The 22,094-nt window shown below is 62.7% G+C and carries 19 protein-coding genes; 9 read left to right on the forward strand and 10 right to left on the reverse strand.

Annotated elements, in window-relative coordinates:
• The first annotated feature begins 13 nt into the window (after positions 1–13).
• From ACVW0Y_RS19285 to gcvH, 5 genes are all read left to right on the forward strand, one after another.
• Entirely contained in the window at positions 14–1,234 is a 1,221-nt protein-coding gene (locus ACVW0Y_RS19285) for a 2-octaprenyl-3-methyl-6-methoxy-1,4-benzoquinol hydroxylase (RefSeq protein WP_457440540.1), read from the forward strand.
• 217 nt (positions 1,235–1,451) lie between these two features.
• Positions 1,452–2,411 (forward strand): extracellular solute-binding protein, encoded by a 960-nt coding sequence (locus ACVW0Y_RS19290; protein WP_457440578.1) that lies wholly within the window; start codon positions 1,452–1,454, stop codon positions 2,409–2,411.
• Between the two features lie 102 nt (positions 2,412–2,513).
• Entirely contained in the window at positions 2,514–4,127 is a 1,614-nt protein-coding gene (locus ACVW0Y_RS19295) for an ABC transporter permease (RefSeq protein ID WP_457440541.1), read from the forward strand.
• A 268-nt stretch (positions 4,128–4,395) separates the two neighbouring features.
• Positions 4,396–5,478: a glycine cleavage system aminomethyltransferase GcvT gene (gcvT, locus tag ACVW0Y_RS19300; protein WP_457440543.1), complete on the forward strand. Its 1,083-nt coding sequence runs from the start codon at positions 4,396–4,398 to the stop codon at positions 5,476–5,478.
• Between the two features lie 99 nt (positions 5,479–5,577).
• Positions 5,578–5,967, forward strand: coding sequence for a glycine cleavage system protein GcvH (gcvH, locus tag ACVW0Y_RS19305; protein ID WP_457440545.1), 390 nt, complete (start codon positions 5,578–5,580; stop codon positions 5,965–5,967).
• 107 nt (positions 5,968–6,074) lie between these two features.
• Here the strand turns inward: gcvH and ACVW0Y_RS19310 are convergent, their stop codons facing one another.
• From ACVW0Y_RS19310 to ACVW0Y_RS19335, 6 genes are all read right to left on the reverse strand, one after another.
• Positions 6,075–6,299, reverse strand: a complete 225-nt coding sequence (locus ACVW0Y_RS19310; protein ID WP_457440547.1) for a hypothetical protein — start codon at positions 6,297–6,299, stop codon at positions 6,075–6,077.
• A gap of 92 nt (positions 6,300–6,391) precedes the next feature.
• Complete coding sequence (locus ACVW0Y_RS19315) at positions 6,392–6,712, reverse strand: DUF2388 domain-containing protein (RefSeq protein ID WP_457440549.1); 321 nt, start codon at positions 6,710–6,712, stop codon at positions 6,392–6,394.
• Positions 6,713–6,824: 112 nt separating this feature from the next.
• The gene (locus ACVW0Y_RS19320; RefSeq protein WP_457440550.1) at positions 6,825–7,274 is read right to left on the reverse strand and encodes an NfeD family protein; all 450 of its coding nucleotides are present in this window, start codon (positions 7,272–7,274) and stop codon (positions 6,825–6,827) included.
• A gap of 13 nt (positions 7,275–7,287) precedes the next feature.
• Positions 7,288–8,223, reverse strand: coding sequence for an SPFH domain-containing protein (locus ACVW0Y_RS19325; protein WP_457440552.1), 936 nt, complete (start codon positions 8,221–8,223; stop codon positions 7,288–7,290).
• 138 nt (positions 8,224–8,361) lie between these two features.
• Positions 8,362–10,146, reverse strand: a complete 1,785-nt coding sequence (locus tag ACVW0Y_RS19330) for a GspE/PulE family protein (protein ID WP_457440554.1) — start codon at positions 10,144–10,146, stop codon at positions 8,362–8,364.
• 278 nt (positions 10,147–10,424) lie between these two features.
• Entirely contained in the window at positions 10,425–11,795 is a 1,371-nt protein-coding gene (locus ACVW0Y_RS19335) for a CYTH domain-containing protein (RefSeq protein ID WP_457440556.1), read from the reverse strand.
• 264 nt (positions 11,796–12,059) lie between these two features.
• On the opposite strand from ACVW0Y_RS19335, the gene argE reads away from it, so the two are divergent.
• Together argE and argA are read left to right on the forward strand one after the other, a co-directional pair.
• On the forward strand, positions 12,060–13,217 hold the full coding sequence (argE, locus tag ACVW0Y_RS19340) for an acetylornithine deacetylase (RefSeq protein WP_457440558.1): 1,158 nt from the start codon (positions 12,060–12,062) through the stop codon (positions 13,215–13,217).
• Between the two features lie 104 nt (positions 13,218–13,321).
• Complete coding sequence (gene argA, locus ACVW0Y_RS19345) at positions 13,322–14,620, forward strand: amino-acid N-acetyltransferase (RefSeq protein ID WP_457440560.1); 1,299 nt, start codon at positions 13,322–13,324, stop codon at positions 14,618–14,620.
• A gap of 207 nt (positions 14,621–14,827) precedes the next feature.
• On the opposite strand, the gene rmf is transcribed toward argA, so the two are convergent.
• The 4 genes from rmf to ACVW0Y_RS19365 form a co-directional block, all read right to left on the reverse strand.
• Entirely contained in the window at positions 14,828–15,040 is a 213-nt protein-coding gene (gene rmf, locus ACVW0Y_RS19350) for a ribosome modulation factor (protein WP_457440562.1), read from the reverse strand.
• A gap of 109 nt (positions 15,041–15,149) precedes the next feature.
• Complete coding sequence (gene gshA / locus ACVW0Y_RS19355; RefSeq protein ID WP_457440564.1) at positions 15,150–16,733, reverse strand: glutamate--cysteine ligase; 1,584 nt, start codon at positions 16,731–16,733, stop codon at positions 15,150–15,152.
• A gap of 160 nt (positions 16,734–16,893) precedes the next feature.
• Positions 16,894–17,289, reverse strand: coding sequence for a PaaI family thioesterase (locus tag ACVW0Y_RS19360; protein WP_457440566.1), 396 nt, complete (start codon positions 17,287–17,289; stop codon positions 16,894–16,896).
• A gap of 5 nt (positions 17,290–17,294) precedes the next feature.
• Positions 17,295–19,619 carry a Tex family protein gene (locus ACVW0Y_RS19365; RefSeq protein ID WP_457440568.1) on the reverse strand — a complete coding sequence of 775 codons (2,325 nt, stop codon included), beginning with the start codon at positions 19,617–19,619 and terminating at the stop codon, positions 17,295–17,297.
• A gap of 163 nt (positions 19,620–19,782) precedes the next feature.
• Between ACVW0Y_RS19365 and ompR the strand changes: the two genes are divergently transcribed.
• Positions 19,783–20,514, forward strand: a complete 732-nt coding sequence (ompR, locus tag ACVW0Y_RS19370) for an osmolarity response regulator transcription factor OmpR (protein WP_108097918.1) — start codon at positions 19,783–19,785, stop codon at positions 20,512–20,514.
• A gap of 134 nt (positions 20,515–20,648) precedes the next feature.
• On the forward strand, positions 20,649–21,962 hold the full coding sequence (locus ACVW0Y_RS19375; RefSeq protein WP_457440570.1) for an ATP-binding protein: 1,314 nt from the start codon (positions 20,649–20,651) through the stop codon (positions 21,960–21,962).
• The last annotated feature ends 132 nt before the right edge of the window (positions 21,963–22,094 follow it).

A 22,094-nucleotide genomic window follows, 5' to 3' on the forward strand; every position in this document is an offset into this window, starting at 1 on the left:
TGAAAGCATGGAAATGCGAGCGGATTTGGTAATAGTCGGGGCCGGGATGGTCGGCAGCGCGCTGGCCCTGGCCTTGCAACACAGCGGGGTGGACATTCTGCTGCTGGATGGCAGCCCCCTGAGCGTCAAACCCTTTGAGCAAAGTGCGGCCTTCGAGCCGCGGGTCAGCGCCTTGTCGATGGCCAGCCAGCGCATTCTCGAGCGCGTCGGCGCATGGCCCGGCATCGAAGCACGGCGTACCAGCCCGTACGGCGAAATGCAGGTGTGGGATGGTTCCGGCACCGGGCAGATTCACTTCTCCGCCGCCAGCGTGCATGCCGAGGTGCTCGGCCATATCGTCGAAAACCGGGTGATTCAGGACGCGCTGCTGGAACAGCTGCACGACACTGACCTTGGCCTGCTGGCCAACGCCCGCCTGGAGCAGCTGCGCCACTCCGGCGATGACTGGCTGCTGACCCTGGCCGATGGCCGCACCGTACGCACGCCGCTGGTGATCGCCGCCGACGGTGCCAACTCGGCCGTGCGCCGCCTGGCCGGCTGCGCCACCCGTGAGTGGGATTATCTGCACCACGCCATCGTCACCAGCGTGCATTGCAGCCAGCCGCACCAGCTGACGGCGTGGCAACGCTTTACCGACGACGGTCCGCTGGCTTTCCTGCCACTGGCGCGCGAAGGCGATGGTCAGGGCTGGTGCTCGATTGTCTGGTCCACCACCCCGGCCCAGGCTGAACGCTTGATGGCGCTGGATGACAGCGAGTTCTGTCGGGAACTGGGCAAGGCCTTCGAATGGCGTCTGGGCGAGGTGCTGGAGGCCGATCCTCGGTTGTGCATTCCGCTGCGCCAGCGTCACGCCAAACGTTATGTCGAACCCGGTCTGGCGCTGATCGGCGACGCCGCCCACACCATTCACCCGCTGGCAGGCCAGGGGGTGAACCTCGGCTTCCTCGATGCCGCCGTGCTGGCGGAGGTGCTGTTGCATGCCATCGAGCGCGGCGAAAACATTGCCGATGAGCGCGTGCTCAGCCGATTCGAGCGCCGCCGCATGCCCCACAACCTGGCCATGATGGCGGCGATGGAAGGCTTTCAGCGTTTGTTCCAGGCCGACCCGTTGCCGGTACGCTGGCTGCGTAACAGTGGGCTGAATCTGGTGGATGGCCTGGCCGAAGGCAAAGCCCTGTTTGTGCGTCAGGCGCTGGGCCTCTCGGGCGATCTACCGGCGCTCGCCAAAGCCTGACGTGGCCCTGTAGGAGCGGCTTTAGCCGCGATGCTCTTGAAGATCACAAGCATCGCGGCTGAAGCCCCTCCTACGAGGGATATGGGTGTGTCGCAACATCCCGACACACCTCAAGCCTCAGCCGCCAAGTGAGGTTCTTTATCATTTGCGGCCTTCTGGCTTTTACGAGGAATTGCCCGTGCAGATTCGCCGCACCCTTCTTTCTTTGCTTGTGCTGATGGGCGCAACCACCGTGCAGGCTGCCGATGAGGTGGTGGTGTACTCCTCGCGTATCGACGAGCTGATCAAACCGGTGTTCGACGCCTACACCGCCAAGACCGGGGTGAAGGTCAAGTTCATCACCGACAAGGAAGCGCCGCTGATGCAGCGCATCAAGGCCGAAGGCAGCAACGCCACCGCCGACCTTTTGCTCACCGTGGATGCCGGCAACCTTTGGCAAGCCGAGAACATGGGCATTCTGCAGCCGTTCAAATCGCCAGTGATCGACGCCAATATCCCCAGCCAGTACCGCTCCTCCAGCGACAGCTGGACCGGCCTGTCACTGCGCGCGCGCACCATCGCCTACTCCACCGACCGGGTGAAACCCGAAGAGCTGTCCACCTACGAAGCGCTGGCCGGCAAAGAGTGGGAAGGGCGCCTGTGCCTGCGCACGGCGAAGAAGGTCTACAACCAGTCGCTGACCGCCACCCTGATCGAAACCCACGGTGCCGAAAAAACCGAAGAAATCCTCAAGGGCTGGGTCAACAACCTGTCCACCGATGTGTTCTCCGACGATATCGCCGTGATCCAGGCGATCAACGCCGGCCAGTGCGACGTCGGCATCGTCAACACCTACTACTACGGCCGGCTGCACAAGCAGGACGCGAGCCTGGCGGTAAAACTGTTCTGGCCGAACCAGGCGGATCGTGGCGTGCATGTGAACCTGTCGGGTATCGGCCTGACCAAACATGCACCGCACCCGGAGGCCGCCAAGGCCTTGGTGGAGTGGATGACCGGGCCGGATGCGCAGGCGATTTTCTCCAGCGTGAATCAGGAATACCCGGCGAATCCGAGCGTGAAACCGTCGGATGAAGTGGCGAGTTGGGGGACTTTCAAGGCCGATACCATTCCGGTCGAAGTGGCTGGCAAGCGCCAAGCTGAGGCGATCAAGTTGATGGATAGAGCGGGTTGGTATTGATGTAGGTTGGGTTGAGCCGAAGGCGAAGCCCAACATCGCCGCTTCGCCGAAACGTTGGGCTTCGCTACGCTCAACCCAACCTACTTGTTAACCGGGTAACCCGTGGTTCACCAACGTCGCTGGTATCTCCTCTCTTTTGCCATCGCCGCGCTGGTGTTGATGCCGCTCACGGTGTTGTTGCTTTCCTGGCAAACCATTGATCACGAGATCTGGGCCCACCTGTGGCACACCCAGATGCTCCGCCTGCTGGGCAATACCCTGGCGCTGGTGCTGGGCGTCGGCGTTGGCGTCACCCTGCTGGGCGTCAGCCTGGCCTGGTTGACCAGCCTGTGTGAGTTCCCTGGTCGGCGCTGGCTGGACTGGGCGCTGATGCTGCCCTTCGCCATCCCCGCCTATGTATTGGCGTTTGTCTTTGTCGGTCTGCTGGATTTCGCCGGACCGCTGCAAAGCCTGCTACGCGAGTGGTTTGGCAACGGCCTGCGGCTGCCCAGGGTGCGTTCCACCGGCGGGGTGATTGTGGTGCTGGTGCTGGTGTTTTATCCCTACGTTTACCTGCTGGCGCGCAGTGCCTTTCTTGCCCAGGGCAAGGGCCTGATGGAGGCGGCGCGGATTCTCGGCCAGTCGCCCTGGCAAGCGTTCTGGCGGGTGGCGGTACCGATGGCGCGACCGGCGATTGGTGCCGGAGTGGCCTTGGCACTGATGGAAACCCTGGCCGATTTCGGCGCGGTGTCGGTGTTCAATTTCGACACCTTCACCACCGCCATCTACAAGACCTGGTACGGCTTCTACAGCCTGTCCAGCGCCACTCAGCTGGCCAGCCTGTTGCTGCTGGCGGTGATGCTGGTGCTCTACGGTGAGCGCCGCGCCCGTGGTGCCAGCCGTCCGGCCAGCGAGCGGCCGCGGGGCCAGGCGCTGTATCACTTGCGCGGTTGGAAAGCGGCAGTGGCCAGTGGCTGGTGTGGCCTGGTGTTCGCCTGCGCGTTTCTGGTGCCTGTGCTGCAGTTGCTGGTGTGGTGCTGGCAGCGCGGCCGGTTCGATCTCGATGAGCGTTACCTTGGCCTGATTCTGCACACCCTCTACCTCGGCACCATAGCCGCCGCGGTTACCGTGGCGGCGGCTATGGTGCTGGTGTTCGCCCGTCGTCTGGTGCCGAGCCGGCCAATCCGCAGCGCGATCAGCCTGGCCAATCTCGGCTATGCCCTGCCCGGCTCGGTGCTGGCGGTATCGATCATGCTGGTGTTCAGCTACCTCGACCGCGAGTTGGTAGTACCGTTGTCGCAATGGCTGGGGGGGGCCGGCAAACCCTTGTTGCTGGGCAGCCTGCTGGCGCTGGTGCTGGCCTATCTGATCCGCTTTGTCACCGTTGCCTACGGGCCGCTGGAAGGTGCGCTGGCCCGCATCCGCCCGTCGCTGCCGGAAGCCTCGCGCAGCCTCGGGGTGGCCGGCTATGGCCTGTTCTTTCGCGTTTACCTGCCGCTGCTGGTGCCGGGCGCGCTGAGCGCGGCGCTGCTGGTGTTCGTCGATGTGCTCAAGGAAATGCCCGCTACCCTGCTGATGCGCCCCTTCGGCTGGGACACCCTGGCCGTGCGCATTTTCGAAATGACCAGTGAGGGCGAGTGGGCCCGCGCTGCGCTACCGGCGCTGAGCCTGGTGCTGGTGGGTTTGCTGCCGGTGATAGGTCTGATACGCCGCTCAGCCCGGCGCTATGGGCATTAATTTGCACGCGTGGTCTGTGTAGGAGCAACCTGAGCCCCGATGCCTTTGACCTCCAACAGCATCGCGGCTCAAGCCGCTCCTACAAATTCGTTTCCAGCCTTTCCCTTGGCGTGTGCAGGCGTCAGTCTTGCGGCTACAATGCGCGCCATTCGGTGTAGGACGTCATCCAGACCGGTTCGTTGAGTCCTCGTGCAAGTGCCGGTTTTCGTAGGCTCAGCCAGGGTTCACTGACCGCCTTCACCTTCGCCAAGCCCGGAAGGAGAAACCCATGGGACAGCGTACGCCCCTCTATGATCAGCACCTTGCATTGGGTGCCAAGATGGTCGATTTCGGCGGTTGGGACATGCCACTGCACTACGGCTCGCAGGTTGAGGAGCACCATCAGGTGCGCCGCGATTGCGGGGTGTTCGATGTGTCCCATATGACCGTGGTCGACGTCAGCGGCGCACAGGCCAAAGCCTATCTGCAGCACCTGCTGGCCAACGATATCGAGCGTCTGCAAGAGCTTGGCAAAGCGCTGTACAGCAGCATGCTGAATGCCCAGGGCGGGGTGATCGACGATCTGATCGTCTACCTCACCGAAGACGGTTACCGCGTGGTGGTCAACGCCGCCACCCGCGACAAGGACCTGGCCTGGATGCAGGCGCAAACCGCTGGTTACGCCGTGCAGCTTAACGAGCGCAGCGAACTGGCCATGCTTGCCATTCAGGGCCCCCATGCCCGCGCCAAGGTGGCCGAATTGGTGTCCGCCAGCCGCGCCAAGCTGATCAACGAACTCAAACCATTCGAAGGTTTTGCCGACGGCAACTGGTTTATCGCCCGCACCGGCTATACCGGTGAAGACGGTCTGGAAATCGTTCTGCCGGTCGACGAGGCGCAAGGTTTCTTCAATGAGCTGGTGGGTGCCGGTATCGCCCCCATCGGCCTCGGTGCCCGCGACACCCTGCGCCTGGAAGCCGGGATGAATCTGTACGGTCAGGACATGGATGAGAGCGTTTCACCGCTGGCCTCCAATATGGCCTGGACCATCGCCTGGGAGCCGGCCAGCCGCGCCTTTGTCGGCCGCGAGGCGCTGCAGGCGCAACGTGCCGCCGGGGCGCAGGCCAAGCTGGTGGGCCTGGTGCTGGAAGAGCGCGGCGTGCTGCGCGCGCACCAGGTGGTGCGGATTGAAGGCATTGGTGAAGGTGAAATCACCAGCGGCAGCTTTTCGCCTACCCTGGGTAAATCCATTGCCCTGGCGCGGGTTCCTGCCGCAACAGGGGAACGTGCCGAGGTGGAAATCCGCGGCAAGTGGTACCCGGTGCGGGTAGTTCGGCCTAATTTTGTGCGACACGGCAAGGCATTGATCTGACCGGTTGCGGCGCAGCACCACGAAAAATCGGGCAGCGCGCCACAACCTGCTAAATTTTCCAGGCGGACGATCCGCCTCCCCGACTCCGAGGACCAAGACATGAGCAATATCCCCAGTGAACTGCGTTACGCCGCCAGCCACGAATGGGCTCGCCTGGAAGCCGATGGCAGCGTGACCGTGGGTATTTCCGACCACGCGCAGGAAGCGCTGGGTGATGTGGTATTCGTCGAGCTGCCGGAAGTCGGCAAGCAACTGGCGGCGGGGCAGGAAGCCGGCGTGGTGGAGTCGGTGAAAGCCGCTTCCGACATCTACTCGCCGGTCAGCGGTGTGGTCACCGCCGTCAACGACGCCCTGGCCGATGCGCCGGAAAGCGTCAATGGCGATCCTTACGGCAGCTGGTTCTACAAGCTGCAGCCAAGCGATGTCAGCGAGCTGGACAAACTGCTGGATGCTGGCGCTTACCAGGCCGTGGCTGACGCTGATGCCTGAGTAATGGCGGGGTGATCGACCCCGGCCGCCGTTGAAAAATCAGTTAAAAAAACCTCGACAGGCGCACCCGCCTCTCGAGGTTTTTTGTTGCCCGCAGGGCAGAGATGTCACTCAGCCTTGAGCTGCAACTTCGGCAGCAACGCCAGCAACTGTATGTTGAAGATGATCAGCAAGCCGCTGCCAAAGGCACTCAGCACTTGCCAGACGGTGCTGGGCAGCAGGCCCAGCAAGTCCAGATCAACCAGCGACAGCAAGCGATCGGTAAACCACACGGCATTCACGGCGATCATCAGGATCAGCACGACTTTCAAGGTGGAAAGGGGATTGCCCATGGCAACGGTCCTTGTCATTGGAGGGGAAGGGCGATGCTCGCACATGTGCCCTTCACGCAACCGGAAGCGGTCGGCAGTCCTGCCGGATGAACTTAGTGGGCGAGGCGGTCTGGCTCGGTGGTGAGAATCGCCTGCGCCAGTTCAGCGTCCGAGGCCTTCAGGTCAGGGTGTGCGGCGCGTACTTGGTGCAGCGCGGCTTCCAGATAGGGGCCACGAATGGCACCGTCGCTGGCAATGAAACTGCCGGCGTCTTCCTGGGCATTGACGATGATTTTGTGGTCGTGACGCGAGGTGAGGTAAGTGGAACCGGTGGTGGCACCAGATGACAACACGTCGCGCCAGAAGTCGTCGGCCATGGCCGAAGCAACCGGAACGATCAGCAACAAGGCCGCAGTAGCGAGTTTGCGATGCATGGTAGTTCTCCTGTGACTGGCACCTCGAATCTGAACGACGGGGCCTGAAATTACGACTTCAAGCCCAGCGCCCGAGTTCAAATTGCTTTGCCGCAGGAACCCGGTGCAGAACCTAGGCGCAGGCCTTGATTTTCAGCACCACGCCGTCCTGGCCGACTACCTCTACCGGGGTGCCGGCAGGCATGTCCGGGCCGCTCACCAGCCACAGGCTGTCGCCGGCCTTGATCTTGCCGCGGCCACCGACAATGGCTTCATGCAGGGCAAAGGTGCGGCCGAGAAACTCCTGGCCGCGCTGGTTCAGGCCAGGCTGCTGGGAGGTTTTGCCGGCCTTGCGCAAGCGTTGCCACCAGAGCACGGCGGTTAATACCGAAAGCAGCGCGAACAACAGAAACTGCCACGGCCACGGCAGGGCCGGAAACAGGTACGTGAGCACGCCTACGGCGGCTGCGGCCATGCCGGTCCACAGCAGGTAACCGCCGGCGCCGAACACTTCCAGAATCAGCAGCAGGGTGCCCAGCGCCAGCCAGTCCCAGAAGGACAGGTGTTGCAGAAAATCCATCATCGGTAACGCGTCCTTAGGCTTTCTGGTTTTTATCAGCTTTGCCATCGAAGGTGGCTTTGACGATTTCGCCGATACCGCCCACAGCGCCAATCACTTGACTGGCTTCCAACGGCATCAGAATCACTTTGCTGTTGTTCGCCGAGGCCAATTTGCCCAGGGCATCGATGTACTTCTGCGCGACGAAATAGTTGATCGCCTGCACGTTGCCGCTGGCGATGGCTTCCGACACCACCTGGGTGGCGCGGGCTTCGGCTTCGGCTTGACGTTCACGCGCTTCGGACTCGAGGAACGCCGCCTGGCGCTCACCCTCGGCCTCGAGAATCTGCGCCTGCTTCTTGCCTTCTGCCGTCAGAATGGCGGCGGCGCGCAGGCCCTCGGCTTCGAGGATCTGGGCGCGCTTGACGCGTTCGGCTTTCATCTGCCCGGACATGGCCGCCATCAGGTCGGCGGGTGGGCTGATGTCCTTGATTTCGATGCGGGTGATCTTGATGCCCCAGGGCGCGGTGGCTTCATCGACGGTGCGCAGCAGGCGCTCGTTGATCACGTCGCGCTGACCGAGCATGGCGTCCAGCTCCATGGAGCCGAGCACGGTGCGGATATTGGTTTGCAGCAGGTTGCGGATGGCGTGTTCGAGGTTGTTCACTTCGTAGGCCGCCTGGGCGGTGTTGACCACCTGGAAGAAGCACACGGCGTCGATCTGTACCGTGGCGTTGTCCGAGGTGATGACTTCCTGGGGCGGGATATCCAACACGTTTTCCATCACGTTGATGCGCCGGCCGATACGGTCCATCACCGGCACGATGATGTTCAGGCCCGGGCGCAGGGTATTGGTGTAGCGACCGAAGCGCTCCACCGTCCACTCGAAGCCTTGCGGCACGACCTTGAAACCCATGAACAGAATGGCGACGGCGAGGCCGACAAAGAGAAAAAGCACACTACCGATTTGCATAACGAGTCCTTGTTGGTGGTGGGGTGTTTCGTGCCTCCGTAGGAGCGGCTTCAGCCGCGATGCGGTTGAACTTGAACAGCATCGCGGCTGAAGCCGCTCCTACGGGGGACATGGGGGTTCGACCTAAAGCGTCAAACCTTACTTCTGTTCGCTCTGCGGCGTAACCCGCAGCACTTCCTCAATGGTGGTGAGCCCGGCCGCAACTTTCTGTGCGCCGGACAGCCGCAAGCTGCGCATGCCTTCCTTGAAGCTCTGGCGACGCAACGCCAGCAGGTCGGTGTCGGCGCTGATAAAGGGCTTCAGGCTGTCACTCAGCTGCATGATTTCGTACACCCCGGCACGCCCGCGATAGCCGGTGTCGCGGCATTCGAGGCAGCCTACCGCCTTGTGTGCCCCGGTGGGCAGCGGTGCGTTCCACGGGCGCGTCAGTGACTGCCAGTCTTCCTCGGTGATTTCGATCGGCTCTTTGCAGTGCGGGCACAGGGTGCGCACCAGACGCTGAGCCATGACCCCGAGCAGGGTGGCCTTGAGCAGATAATAGGGCACGCCCAATTCCAGCAGGCGGGTGATGGCGCTGGGGGCGTCGTTGGTGTGCAGGGTGGACAGCACCAGGTGACCGGTGAGCGCCGCCTGAATCGCCATCTCGGCGGTTTCCAGATCGCGGATCTCGCCGATCATGATGATGTCCGGGTCCTGGCGCATCAGGGCGCGTACGCCGCTGGCAAAGTTCAGCTCGATATTGTGCTGCACCTGCATCTGGTTGAAGGCCGGCTCGATCATCTCGATCGGGTCTTCGATGGTGCACAGGTTGACCTCGGGGGTCGCCAGCTTTTTCAGCGAGGTGTAGAGCGTGGTGGTCTTGCCCGAACCGGTGGGGCCGGTGACCAGAATGATGCCGTTGGGCTGGCTGGTCATTTCCAGCCAGCGCCGCAAGTCGTCCGGCGAGAAGCCCAATTGGTCGAAGTTTTTCAGCAGCACTTCCGGGTCGAAAATCCGCATCACCATCTTTTCGCCAAAGGCGGTGGGCAGGGTCGACAGGCGCAGTTCCACTTCACCGCCGTCCGGGGTTTTGGTTTTCACCCGACCGTCCTGGGGTTTGCGTTTTTCCGCGACGTTCATCCGCCCCAAAGTTTTCAGGCGGCTGACGATGGCCATGGTCACCTGGGGCGGGAATTGATAGACGTTGTGCAGCACGCCGTCGATGCGAAAACGCACGGTGCCCTGTTCGCGGCGCGGCTCGATATGGATGTCACTGGCGCGTTGCTGGTAGGCGTACTGGAACAGCCAGTCGACGATATTGACGATATGCGCGTCGTTGGCGTCCGGCTCCTGGTCGCTGGCACCGAGGTTGAGCAGTTGCTCGAAGTTGCCGATGTTGGTGCCTTTGGTGTCCACCGACGCGGCACCGCTGACCGATTTGGCCAGGCGGAAGAATTCCACGGTAAAGCGCTGGATATCCGTCGGGTTGGCCACCACGCGCTTGATCGGGCGCTTGAGCACGTGGGTCAGGTTGGCTTCCCAACTGGTGAGGAATGGCTGCGCGCTGGCAATGGTCACCGCTTCGTTGTCCACCGCCACGGCGAGAATCTTGTGGCGCTGGGCAAAGGCATAGGACATCAGCGGGGTAACGGCGGCGACGTTGATTTTCAACGGGTCGATGCGCATATACGGCTGACCGGCCAGGTTGGCCAGCCAGATGGTCAGGGTTTCCAGATCGAGTTTTTTGCCGGGGCGGCTGAGGTCGTCGACCTGCTGCGCGGCAACGAACTCCAGGGGGTGCAGCTGGGTGTTGCTGGAACTGCGGCGGATCGCCAGCAGCTGTTCGGCGGTTTCCTGAACCAGGCGGCCCTGGGCCACCAGCTCGCGCAGCAGGTCATTGAGATCCAGTGTGCGATCTTGGGCCTGGGAAGCGAAAGCTGACATGCGAACTCCTGGTTGACGCGGTACGGCAAAACGAAATGATCAGCCCCAGAGGATGTCGGGGTGGATCAAGAATAGCCGCAAGCATGCCCGATTGCGTCGCCCGACGCGACGCTTGGCAGCCAACCGATTCGCCGGTCTGCGAACCGGTTTGCGCTCTGCAGGGATGTACGGTTTGGTACGGCTGTTTCGGCCGCGATACGGTCTCCGTAGGAGCGGCTTCAGCCGCGATGCTGTTAAAGAGCATCGCGGCTGAAGCCGCTCCTACGGGGTGTGTTGGATCAACCGCGCAGCAGGGTCTTCCAGGCTTTGGTGGTCAGCACGGTCTGGGCCTGCTGGCTGCGGGCATCCAGACAGTCGTCTTCGATGGCGCGGTGGGCCAGGTCGCGCAGTTTGTTCAGCTCGCCGTACAGGCGGTCGACTTCCGGTACTTCGACCAATACCTGACGGGCCAGACGCAGCCACACCTGAATACGCTCGATGCGCGGCAGCTGCTCGGCCAGATCTTCCGGCTGTTGCTGGTAGCGGCCCAGCTGCAGGCTGCGGGCTTCCTCGGCCAGCAGGGTCGGCAGCCAGTTGCCCAGCGGCGCGGCACCCTGGCGATTGCCACGGTTGTTGCGCTCGGCGGTCCAGGCGCTGGTCAACAGCCAGAGCGAGGTGTGCAGCGAGAACTGGCCCCAACGGGTGCCTTGCAGTTCGGCCTGGAACAGCGCCGGCGCGGCCTGGCGGGCATCGTCATCGGTGAGACCGGCAACCACCCGTGGACGCCAATCGTTGAGCAGGGCGTCGAGACGCTCGCGCAGATCATGGCTGCTGGCCCGTGGCGCTGCTTGGCCCAAGCTGCTGAGCAGGGCGCGCAGGTCGACCAGTTGCTCCAGCCATTCCACCAGCAGGCGCCAGTGGCCATTGAATCGGTATTGCTCGGCCAGACGCTGGCTGCTGCCCAACAGGTTCCAGGCCAGCGCGGTGAAGGCGGCATCCAGCGGCTGCTCGATGCTCAGCTCCGGGTGTGGCAGGCTCAGGGAATAGCTATTGGCATCGAACAGGCGATAGCCGCGTTCGGCCTTGCTGATATCGCAGGGCATCAGCGGCAGGTCGGCGGCCAGCTCGGCGGCCAGTTCCAGCAGCGCTTGCGGCTCGCCCTGGCGCAGTTCCAGTTCGAGCTCGCAGATTTCTTCTTCCTGACCACCGGCCACTACTTTGCCGAGGTCCAGTGCTGCTTCCACCACGACTTTGCTTTTGCCACGCCCCCAGGCGATTTCGGCGCGCTCGCGGACGAAGTCGGTGGTGAAGATCACTTGCAGGGTTTTCTTGTCCAGCTCGGCCAGGGATGCCGGCCAGCAGCTGTCATCGAGCTTTTTCAGGTCCAGCTTGGCCTTGGCCACGTCCCAGTCGTATTCATTGCGCTCGGACAGGCCGGCGACACTCTGGCCGCGGGTTTTCAGGGTCTGGATAAACTGCTCGCCGTCGCGGCGGATGCGCAGGGCGATACGCGCCTTGGCCAGGTCGCGTTCGGGGGTGTCGAAATATTGATTGAGCAGTTCGCGCTGCTCCCAGCCCGCCTTGTTGCGCTTTTTCAGCAGCGGGTGGTCACGCAGGGCAGTGAGGGTTTCGCGGCTGACGCGGAGTTTGATTTCGGTTTCTTTCTGCATGGCCGGGGAATCCAAACGCGGTTATCTAAGGCGGTGAAGTGTACAGGCCCGTTGCACTTGCGTCGTGCAGCAACGCCAAACCACCCCACCGTCGTCCCAGCGCAGGCTGGGACCCAGCGTAGTTAAGGAAGTCGCGCCCGGCGGACCCGTCTGGATTCCAGCCTGCGCTGGAATGACGGTGGTGGGGCGGGTGGCTGCGGCCGTTTACGGTTTATTCCTTGGCGCCGATGGTTCTATGATGGGCCTCGCCCGTGGAGACCTGGCATGCCATTACCTAGCTTAAAAGAGCAATTCGCCGCGTTGATCGCCGCCCCTTCGGTGAGCTGTACGCAGCCGAGTCTGGACCTGTCGAACAAGCCGGTGATCGATCTGCTCAGCACCTGGCTGGGGGATTTGGGGTTCAAGTGCGATGTGCAGCAAGTGTCTCCGGGCAAATTCAATCTGCTCGCCAGCTTCGGTTCCGGCCCCGGTGGTCTGGTGCTGGCCGGCCATAGCGACACCGTGCCCTATGACGACGCGCTGTGGAAAAGCGATCCGCTGAAACTCACCGAAGTCGACGGCACCTGGGTTGGCCTGGGTGTCTGCGATATGAAAAGTTTTTTCGCCCTGATCATCGAGGCGGTGCTGCCGCTGCTGGCCCATCCGTTCAAGCAACCGCTGCTGGTGCTCGCCACCTGCGACGAAGAAAGCTCCATGGCCGGCGCGCGCGCGCTGGCCGCTGCCGGCAAGCCCCTGGGGCGTGCGGCGGTGATTGGCGAGCCGACGGGGTTGAAACCGATCCGTCTGCACAAAGGCGTGATGATGGAGCGCATCGATATCCTCGGTCAGAGCGGCCATTCCTCTGACCCGAGCTTGGGCCACAGCGCCCTGGAAGCCATGCACGCGAGCATGGCCGAGCTGATGGCGCTGCGGCAGAAATGGCAGCGTATGTACCGCAACGAGCAGTTCAGCGTGCCGCAGCCGACCCTGAACTTCGGCTGCATTCATGGCGGCGACAACCCCAACCGGATCTGCGGCCAATGCTCGCTGGAGTTCGATCTGCGGCCCTTGCCCGGTATGGACGCCGAACAGCTGCGCGCGGCAATCCGCGACAAGCTCAAGCCAATTGCCGAGCGCCACGCGGTGAAGATCGACTTCGCCCCGTTGTTCCCCCATGTGCCGGCCTACGAGCAGGCGGCCGACAGCGAATTGGTGCGGGTGGCCGAGCGCTTGACCGGGCATCGTGCCGAGGCAGTGGCATTCGGCACCGAAGCACCTTATCTTCAGCAACTCGGTTGCGAGACCATCGTGCTCGGTCCCGGTGATATCAGCTGTGCCCACCAGCCCGGCGAATTCCTGGAACTGTCACGTTTGCAGCCCACAGTGAAAGTGCTGCGCGAATTGATTCAGCACTATTGCCTCACCTCAACGACCAGCCAATGACAAGGAGCACCCGCGTGTTGCAGCCCCTATTCCGACGATAAAGCTGACGTACCCCGCTGTACCTGCACAGGCTTTCTCCTCACGAATAAAAGGCTCTTCTCGCTATGCCGGAATACGTCAATTGGCTTCGCCATGCTTCGCCCTATATCAACGCCCACCGGGACTGCACCTTTGTGGTGATGCTGCCCGGTGACGGCGTTGCGCACCCGAACTTCGGCAATATCGTCCACGACCTGGTGCTGCTCCACAGCCTGGGTGTACGTCTGGTGCTGGTGCACGGTTCGCGCCCACAGATCGAGGCGCGCCTGGCCGCCCGCGGTCTGACTCCGCACTACCACCGCGATATGCGCATCACCGATGGCCCGACTCTGGAATGCGTGATCGACGCGGTCGGCCAACTGCGTATCGCCATCGAGGCGCGCTTGTCGATGGATATGGCCGCCTCGCCGATGCAGGGTTCGCGTCTGCGCGTGGCGGGTGGCAACTTTGTCACCGCACGGCCGATTGGCGTGGTCGAAGGCGTGGACTACCACCACACCGGCGAAGTGCGCCGGGTCGACCGCAAGGGCATCGGCCGTTTGCTGGACGAGCGCTCCATCGTGCTGCTGTCGCCGCTGGGTTACTCGCCCACCGGTGAGATTTTCAACCTGGCCTGCGAAGACGTGGCCATGCGCGCGGCCATCGACCTGGGCGCGGACAAACTGATTCTGTTCGGCAATGAGCAGGGGCTGATGGATGACGCCGGCAAGCTGGTGCGCGAACTGCGTCCACAGCAAGTGCCCAGCCATCTGCAGCGCCTGGGCAACAGCTACCAGGCCGAACTGCTGGATGCGGCGGCGCAGGCCTGCCGTGGCGGGGTGAAACGCGCGCATATCGTCAGCTACAGCGAAGATGGTTCGCTGCTCACCGAACTGTTCACCCGCGACGGTGGCGGCACCCTGGTGGACCAGGAGCAGTTCGAACAATTGCGCGAGGCAAGCATCGAGGATGTCGGTGGCCTGATCGACCTGATCAGCCCGCTGGAAGAAAAGGGCATCCTGGTACGTCGTTCGCGGGAAGTGCTGGAGCGCGAGATCGAACAATTCACCATCGTCGAACGCGACGGCCTGATCATCGCCTGTGCGGCGCTGTACCAGATCGCCGATTCCGACAGCGGCGAGCTGGCGTGTCTGGCGGTGAACCCGGAATACCGCCATGGCGGTCGTGGCGATGAACTGCTGGAACGTATCGAAGAACGGGCGCGGGCCAAGGGACTGAAGACCTTGTTCGTGCTTACCACCCGTACCGCGCACTGGTTTCGCGAACGCGGGTTTGAACCCAGTGGCGTGGAGCGCCTGCCGGCGGCGCGGGCGTCGCTGTACAACTACCAGCGCAACTCGCAGATCTTCGAAAAGCAGCTTTGAAAAGCATCGCGGCTGAAGCCGCTCCTACAGGATTTTTCGACCTCGTAGGAGCGGCTTCAGCCGCGATAGCGATTTAGTGGGTAGGTTGTTGAGCGCAAGCGAAGCCCAACATTGCGGTAGCGAGACCTTCGCAAGGAAAGTTATAGCCGAGAAGGGCCGCGCATGATTCGTGGGGCTTTATAGCCCAACCGCGGTGTTGTTGAGGCGTTACGCAGTCTTCTGCGCCAGCAGTTGATACTGCTCTTCCCCATCATCCCAACCCGCTTCCCAGGCGGCTGCCAATACATCGGCGGCGTTCGGCTGGTTGCTGATCGGGTTGCCAGTCAAGCCGGCCATGTAGCCCTGTTGGTAAGCCTTGTTGAGGCTTTCCAGGCTCCATTGCGGGTCGTCTTCCTTGGGGATGGCCTCGGGCGGTGCCATGGGCAAGCTCACAGTGGGGAACTGGGCTAATGCTAGCCCCGACCAGCCGGCGACATTTGACCGTCGGTCCCGGCTTTTACCCCGCTGGCAGTATTTGTGACGCCGTCGACTAAACCGCCAACGCCAGAATACTGGCCTGGTAGGCGGCCACGAAGGTGTCGAAATCGCCGCTCTGCTCGGCCTCGGTGGCGGCCTGATCGGCGAGCGATTGCTGCACCGATTCCTCGAAGGCAGCGCTTTCTTCGGCACTCAACGGCTGGCTGCGGAAGTACTCGGCATGGGCTTGGCTTTGCTGCAGGGAGAACTCGGCAAAGGTCTGCTTGTTACCCTGCAAGGCAGCCAGCACCTGGGCCGATGGCGTCAGTGCCGGGTCAGCGATTTTCGCCCGTTGCGCAGCCAACGCTTGCACATGGCTATCGCCACCGTGGCTCTGGTCGAGCAGTTCACTGAGCTTGCCGATGCTGTCCAACAGCTCGTTGGCCCACTCCTGCAAGCCGATGCCCAGGCCATTGCGCTGCAGCTGCAGGCCCGGCTTGCGGCCTTCTTTGACCACGGTGAGGAAGTTGTAGGTGCAGCTATGGCATTCATTGCTGCTCAGGTACGGGCTGTCCTGCAGGGCGCAGAACAGCACGAAGGCGTCGATAAACCGCGCGCTTTGCAGGTCGATGCCCATCGGCAGGAACGGGTTGATATCCAGGCAACGCACTTCCACATACTGCACGCCACGGGACATCAGCGCCTGGATCGGCCGCTCGCCGCTGTAGGTCACGCGCTTGGGGCGGATGTTCGAGTAGTACTCGTTTTCGATCTGCAGGATGTTGGTGTTCAGCTGCTGCCATTCGCCGTCTTTCTTGGTGCCCGCTTCGGCATAGGCCGGGTACGGCGTCGACACCGCGCAGCGCAGGCTGTCGGTATAGCTGGCGAGGTCGTCGTAGCACGGCGTCAGGCCGGCCTGGGCGTTGCTCTGGTAACCCAGGTCGCTCATGCGCAGGCTGGTGGCATACGGCAGGTACAGCGTGTGTTCGTCGAGCTGCTGCAGCTTGTGCGGGCGGCCACGCAGGAAGCCGGCATCCAGCGCCGGCGAGGCACCGAACAGGTACATCAGCAGCCAGCTGTAGCGGCGGAAGTTACGGATCAGGGCGATATAGCGCTCGGACTGATAGTCACGCAGGCTCTGGGTTTCGTCCTCGGTCACCTGCAACAACGGCCACACCGCTTCGGGCAGCGAGAAGTTGTAGTGAATGCCGGCGATGCATTGCATGGTCTTGCCATAGCGCAGAGCCAGGCCCTTGCGGTACACGTACTTGAGGCGACCGATATTGGAGTTGCCGTAGCGGGCGATGGGAATCACCTCCTCTTCCGGCAGCGGGCAGGGCATCGACGGGCTCCACAGGTACTCGTTGTCGAGCTTGCTGTAGGCAAAGCGGTGAATCGCTTCGAGGTCTGCCAGGGTGGCTGCCGGGTCGGGTTCGGCCGGGGTGATGAACTCCAGCAGCGACTCGGAATAGTCGGTGGTGATCAGCGGGTGAGTCAGGGCCGAACCCAGGGCAATCGGGTGCGGCGTCAGGGCGAGTTGGCCCTGGCTGTCGACGCGCAGGCATTCGCGCTCGATCCCGTGCAGGCACTGGGTAAGCAAATTCAGGTGGGCGGGCTTGCTGAGCAGTGCCAAACGGCGGGAGAGGAGGTCGCTCAATTTTGTGTTCCTTCGCGTCAGTCGGCCCTATATGGGGGTGAGATCAACGGTCTGCAAGGGCAAATAGAAACAACTGGCGTGGTCGCCTGGTTTACTCGGAGTGCGACAGATTAACCGCAGCGCGAGCGGAACTCACGCTGCGGTTGTAGGCGGCAGGCGGTTACAGACAGGCGAAGGTCGCCTGGGCCTTGGCCACCAGTTTGTCGTCCTGATGCACCTCGGCCTCGATCACCTGGGTGCGCCGGCCGGCGTGGACCACCCAGGCGCGGCAGAGGATGTCGCCTTCATCCACCGGGCGGATGTAGTTGATCTTGCTCTCCAGGGTCACCGTGCCCGGGCCGCCCACCACACTGTGACTGGCCTGGCCCATGGCCGTGTCGATGAGCGAGAACAGCGCGCCGCCATGCAGCTTGCCATGCAGGTTGCGCAGGCCGTCGTGCATGCTCAGGCGGATGATCGCCTCGCCACCGTCGGCCTTGAGAATATGCAGGCCCAGCAAGCGGGCGAAGGCACTTTTATTGCCGACCTCTTGGGTTTCGTCCGCTGGCTGGGTCATGGTGTTTACTTCCGCAGTTGTTTGGCGTTGGCGAACAGCGAGGCCATGGCGTTATTGCTTGGCGCTGGCTGGGTGGTCGGTTGCGCTTGTGGACGTGGCTTGCCGCCACCTTTGTTGCCGCCGCCGCGCGGGCCGTCGATTTTCTCGCCCGGCGTGTCGCCCATGCGCATGGACAGGGCGATACGGTTACGCGGGATATCCACTTCCATTACCTTGACCTTGACCACATCGCCGGCCTTCACCGCTTCACGCGGGTCTTTGACGAACTTCTCCGACAGCGCCGAGATATGCACCAGACCGTCCTGGTGCACGCCGATATCGACGAAGGCACCGAAGTTGGTGACATTGGTCACTACGCCTTCGAGGATCATGCCCAGCTGCAGGTCCTGCAGGGTTTCCACACCGTCCTGGAATTCGGCGGTCTTGAACTCCGGGCGCGGGTCGCGGCCGGGTTTTTCCAGCTCGGCGAGGATGTCGCTGACGGTCACCAGACCGAAGGTTTCATCGGTGAATTTCTTCGGGTCCAGGCGCTTGAGGAAGCCGGCATCGCCAATCAGCGAGCGCAGATCGCGGCCAGTGTCGGCGGCGATGCGCTCCACCAGCGGGTAGGTTTCCGGGTGCACGGCGGAGGCGTCCAGCGGGTTGTCGCCGTTCATTACGCGCAGGAAGCCGGCGGCTTGTTCGAAGGTCTTGTCGCCCAGGCGCGGCACCTTTTTCAGGGCATCGCGGGTTTTGAACGCGCCGTGGGCATCGCGGTGGTTGACGATGTTCTGCGCCAGGGTGGTGTTGAGGCCGGAGATGCGCGCCAGCAACGGCACCGAAGCGGTGTTGACGTCCACGCCGACGGCGTTAACGCAGTCTTCCACTACCGCATCCAGACTGCGTGCCAGCTTGAGCTGCGACACGTCGTGCTGGTACTGGCCGACGCCGATGGATTTCGGGTCGATCTTCACCAGCTCGGCCAGCGGGTCTTGCAGGCGGCGGGCGATGGATACAGCGCCACGGATCGATACGTCCAGATCGGGGAATTCCTTAGCGGCCAGTTCCGAGGCCGAATACACCGAGGCACCGGCTTCGCTGACCATGATTTTGGTCATCTTCAGCTCAGGCAGTTTTTTGATCAGCTCGGCGGCCAGCTTGTCACTCTCGCGGCTGGCGGTACCGTTGCCGATGGAGATCAGGTCGACGCGGTGCTTGATGCACAGCGCGCCAAGGATCGCCAGGGTCTGGTCCCACTGCTTCTGCGGCACGTGCGGGTAAACCGTGGCGTATTCCAGCAGTTTGCCGGTGGCATCGACCACGGCGATCTTGCAGCCGGTGCGCAGGCCCGGGTCCAGGCCCAGGGTGGCGCGCGGGCCAGCCGGCGCGGCCAGCAGCAGGTCGTGCAGGTTGTGGGCGAAGACGTTGATCGCTTCGGTTTCCGCGCCATCGCGCAGCTCACCCAGCAAGTCGGTTTCCAAGTGGGTGTAGAGCTTGACCTTCCAGGTCCAGCGCACCACTTCACCGAGCCATTTATCGGCGGGGCGGTTTTCGTTCTTCACCCCGAAGTGCTCGCCGATCATGCCTTCGCATGGATGCAGGCTGCCGGGTGCTTCGTCGCCGACCTTCAGCGAGGAGCTCAAAATGCCTTCGTTGCGGCCACGGAAAATCGCCAGAGCGCGGTGCGAGGGCATGCTTTTCAGCGGCTCGTCGTGTTCGAAGTAGTCGCGGAATTTAGCTCCTTCCTCTTCCTTGCCGGCGATTACGCGGGCACCGAGGATGGCTTCGTGCTTGAGGAAGCTGCGCAGTTTATCCAGCAGCTTGGCGTCTTCGGCGAAGCGCTCCATCAGGATGTACTTGGCACCTTCGAGCACGGCCTTGACGTCGGCAAAGCCTTTTTCTGCGTCGACAAAACGCGCGGCTTCGCTTTCCGGGCTCAGGTTCGGGTCGTTGAACAGGCCGTCGGCCAGCTCGCCGATGCCGGCTTCCAGGGCAATCTGGCCCTTGGTGCGGCGCTTCTGCTTATAGGGCAGGTACAGGTCTTCGAGGCGGGTTTTGGTGTCGGCGAGGTTGATCTCGCGGGTCAGCTCGGGGGTGAGCTTGCCTTGTTCTTCGATGCTGGCGAGGATGCTGGCGCGGCGCTCGTCCAGCTCACGCAGGTAGCGCAGACGCTCTTCCAGGTTTCGCAGCTGGGTGTCATCCAGGCTGCCGGTGACTTCTTTACGGTAACGGGCAATAAACGGAACAGTGGAGCCTTCATCCAGCAGGGCGACGGCAGCGGCGACTTGCTGCGGGCGCACGCCCAGTTCTTCGGCAATACGGTTGTTGATGCTGGCGACGTTGTTACTCATAAATAAAAGATCCACTTAAATAAGACGTGCTGACACAAAAACGTGAAGGCCGGCATTATACGCAGGCACTTTTAACCGGCGCGGGGAAAAATCTGCTAACGAATGGTGCGCACGTGCTGCGCGGTGTCTGCGCCATAATGCGCGACGATTTGAAGGAGCATCTATGAGCAATACGGCCCCGCTGGAAGGCGAAAAGATTCTGATCGTCGATGACGATCCCGGTCTGCGACGCCTGTTGGAACGATTTCTGGAAGAGCAAGGCTACCGCGTTCGGGCGGTGGAAAACGTCGAGCAGATGGACCGTCTGCTGTCGCGCGAGCTGTTCCAGCTCTTGGTACTGGACCTGATGCTGCCGGGCGAAGATGGCCTCTCGGCGTGCAAACGCCTGCGTGAAGCCAACAACCAGATGCCGATCATCATGCTCACCGCCAAGGGCGACGAGAGCAGCCGCATCCAGGGCCTGGAGCAGGGCGCCGACGATTACCTGGCCAAACCTTTCAACCCCCGCGAATTGCTGGCGCGGATCAAAGCCGTGCTGCGTCGCCAGACCGTTTCGGTACCTGGCGCGCCAGGCAGCGAAGATGAAACCGTGAGCTTCGGCGACTACGAACTGTTTCTCGCCACCCGCGAGCTCAAGCGTGGCGATGAAGTGCATATGCTCACCACCGGTGAGTTCGCCGTGCTCAAGGCCCTGGTGCAACATGCCCGCGAGCCGCTGACCCGCGACAAACTGATGAACCTGGCCCGTGGCCGCGAATGGGATGCGCTGGAGCGCTCTATCGACGTGCAGATTTCCCGTCTGCGCCGGTTGATCGAACCGGACCCGTCCAAGCCGCGGTATATCCAGACTGTCTGGGGCGTGGGCTATGTGTTTGTGCCGGATGGTAATAAGTAATAGCCGGCTGACTCAGCACCTGTAGGAGCGGCTTCAACCGCGATGCTCTGCAAGATCAACAGCATCGCGGCTGAAGCCGCTCCTACGAGTTTGTGATCGAACCTTCCGCTTCTCCATGGAACCCGCAGTCCGCCATGAAAACCCCCGTCTGGTTCCCGCAAAGCTTCTTCGCTCGCACCCTCTGGCTGGTGCTGGTGGTGGTGCTGTTCTCCAAGGCCCTGACCCTGGTTTATCTGATGATGAACGAGGACGTGCTGGTCGACCGCCAGTACAGCCACGGTGCCGCGCTGACCTTGCGGGCCTACTGGGCGACGGACGAAGACAAACGCCCGGTCATCGAAAAAGCCGCGGGCCTGCGCTGGACCTCCGATGCCGAAGAACCGCCGGGTGAGCAGCACTGGCCCTATACGGGGATCTTCCAGCGGCAGATGCGCATGGAACTGGGCCCGGATACCGAAGTGCGCCTGCGCATTCACCAGCCATCCGCGCTCTGGGTGCGGGCACCGGCACTGGGCGATGGGTGGGTGGAAGTGCCGCTGTACCCGCATCCGCTGCGCGGGCAAAAAATCTGGGGGGTGCTGGGTTGGTTCCTGGCCATCGGCGTGCTGTCGACGGCGGCGGCGTGGATTTTTGTTCGCCAGCTCAATCAGCCGCTGAAACGCCTGGTCTCGGCTACCCGTCAACTCGGCCAGGGCCGTAGCGTGCGGCTGCCGATCAGCGACACGCCGAGCGAAATGACCGAGGTGTACAGCGCCTTCAACCAGATGGCCGAGGGGCTGGAGCAGGCCGCCCGCGAGCGCGAGCTGATGCTGGCCGGGGTGTCCCACGACCTGCGTACGCCACTTACCCGCCTGCGTCTGGGCCTGGAATTGCTCAATAGCGATACCGAGCTGGTCAACGATATGGTCCGCGACATCGAAGACATGGACGCCATCCTCGACCAGTTCCTGGCCTTTATCCGTGACGGTCGCGACGAGCGTCTGGAAGAGGTCGACCTCGCCGATCTGGTGGCCGATGCGGTGGCACCGTTCAACCATGACCGGGAAAACGTGCGCCTGTGCCTGGAGCCGGTGCCACCGTTTCCGTTGCGGCGGGTGTCGATGAAGCGCCTGCTCAACAACCTGATCGAAAATGCCCTGCACCATGGCGGCAATGCCGTGGAAGTGGCGGCCTATGTATCCGGCGACAGCAATGCGCCCTATGTGGTGCTTAGTGTGCTTGACCGCGGCAATGGCATCGATCCGTCCGAGCTGGGGGATATCTTCAACCCCTTTATCCGTGGCGACCGCGCCCGCGGTGGCAAGGGCACCGGGCTGGGCCTGGCCATCGTCAAACGCATCGCCGCGCAGCATGGCGGCAGCGTGGAGTTGCGCAACCGCTCCGGCGGTGGTCTGGAAGCCCGCGTGTGCCTGCCGCTGGGCCTGCTCCTGCCAAGGGACGCGGTGTAAGGTCGACGGTGGGAGAGGGGGGCTGCCATCCGATTCAGCCTCGATAGTTTCAATGTCGGGCGCTCCTCGTTCGTCCGAACGCCAGTCGTATTTCTGCGAGATTCTGGGTCCCAGCCTGCGCTGGGACGACGG

This window comes from Pseudomonas sp. TE3786 (assembly GCF_054057335.1).

Bases quoted from the DNA above. Each gene is read 5' to 3' on its own strand.
- ACVW0Y_RS19285 (WP_457440540.1), top strand. From the start codon at position 14: ATGCGAGCGGATTTGGTAATAGTCGGGGCCGGGATGGTCGGCAGCGCG.
- ACVW0Y_RS19290 (WP_457440578.1), top strand. From the start codon at position 1,452: ATGGGCGCAACCACCGTGCAGGCTGCCGATGAGGTGGTGGTGTACTCC.
- gcvT (WP_457440543.1), top strand. From the start codon at position 4,396: ATGGGACAGCGTACGCCCCTCTATGATCAGCACCTTGCATTGGGTGCC.
- gcvH (WP_457440545.1), top strand. From the start codon at position 5,578: ATGAGCAATATCCCCAGTGAACTGCGTTACGCCGCCAGCCACGAATGG.
- ACVW0Y_RS19310 (WP_457440547.1), bottom strand. From the start codon at position 6,299: ATGGGCAATCCCCTTTCCACCTTGAAAGTCGTGCTGATCCTGATGATC.
- ACVW0Y_RS19315 (WP_457440549.1), bottom strand. From the start codon at position 6,712: ATGCATCGCAAACTCGCTACTGCGGCCTTGTTGCTGATCGTTCCGGTT.
- ACVW0Y_RS19320 (WP_457440550.1), bottom strand. From the start codon at position 7,274: ATGATGGATTTTCTGCAACACCTGTCCTTCTGGGACTGGCTGGCGCTG.
- ACVW0Y_RS19325 (WP_457440552.1), bottom strand. From the start codon at position 8,223: ATGCAAATCGGTAGTGTGCTTTTTCTCTTTGTCGGCCTCGCCGTCGCC.
- ACVW0Y_RS19330 (WP_457440554.1), bottom strand. From the start codon at position 10,146: ATGTCAGCTTTCGCTTCCCAGGCCCAAGATCGCACACTGGATCTCAAT.
- ACVW0Y_RS19335 (WP_457440556.1), bottom strand. From the start codon at position 11,795: ATGCAGAAAGAAACCGAAATCAAACTCCGCGTCAGCCGCGAAACCCTC.
- argE (WP_457440558.1), top strand. From the start codon at position 12,060: ATGCCATTACCTAGCTTAAAAGAGCAATTCGCCGCGTTGATCGCCGCC.
- argA (WP_457440560.1), top strand. From the start codon at position 13,322: ATGCCGGAATACGTCAATTGGCTTCGCCATGCTTCGCCCTATATCAAC.
- rmf (WP_457440562.1), bottom strand. From the start codon at position 15,040: ATGGCACCGCCCGAGGCCATCCCCAAGGAAGACGACCCGCAATGGAGC.
- ACVW0Y_RS19360 (WP_457440566.1), bottom strand. From the start codon at position 17,289: ATGACCCAGCCAGCGGACGAAACCCAAGAGGTCGGCAATAAAAGTGCC.
- ACVW0Y_RS19365 (WP_457440568.1), bottom strand. From the start codon at position 19,619: ATGAGTAACAACGTCGCCAGCATCAACAACCGTATTGCCGAAGAACTG.
- ompR (WP_108097918.1), top strand. From the start codon at position 19,783: ATGAGCAATACGGCCCCGCTGGAAGGCGAAAAGATTCTGATCGTCGAT.
- ACVW0Y_RS19375 (WP_457440570.1), top strand. From the start codon at position 20,649: ATGAAAACCCCCGTCTGGTTCCCGCAAAGCTTCTTCGCTCGCACCCTC.